The organism is Methanococcoides sp. AM1 (assembly GCF_900774055.1).
Classification (GTDB): domain Archaea; phylum Halobacteriota; class Methanosarcinia; order Methanosarcinales; family Methanosarcinaceae; genus Methanococcoides.
Window position 1 is genome coordinate 1 of sequence record NZ_CAAGSW010000021.1, and the last position, 421, is coordinate 421.

Genomic DNA, 421 nt, shown 5'->3' on the forward strand with positions numbered 1-421 from the left:
TTCCTGTTCATGGCTATTGACATTCCGGTTAGAACAGGGAACGCAACGATACCTTCAAGCAGACCTTTAATGTGGAGTGCTTTTGTACCGCCGAGATATGGTGTCAAGAGAACCATTATAAGTGCAACTGCAAATATGACCATTCCACTGATAGCCAGATAATCGGTAGATCTTCCATTCAGGTGATCCAGTACATGCTGGATGGATATGTAAACACCAATTATGAAACTAAAGAAAAGTGCCCCTTTCCATGACAGAGAATATGCACCAAGTGCAATACCTGATAGTACGAGATATGGAAGAGCAGGTTTCAATTTCTCTAATTTAGAACCTTTTAGATCATCAAAAGAGATACCAGAATCATTTGCCTTCTTTATGGCGATTATAAGGAACATTGCTGTGAACGTGCTCAACAGGGTTT

The 421-nt window shown here is 40.4% G+C and carries 1 pseudogene; it reads right to left on the reverse strand.

What is annotated here, in order from left to right:
- Window positions 1-421, reverse strand: a pseudogene (locus tag E7X57_RS12605) (oligosaccharyl transferase, archaeosortase A system-associated); the annotation flags it as partial.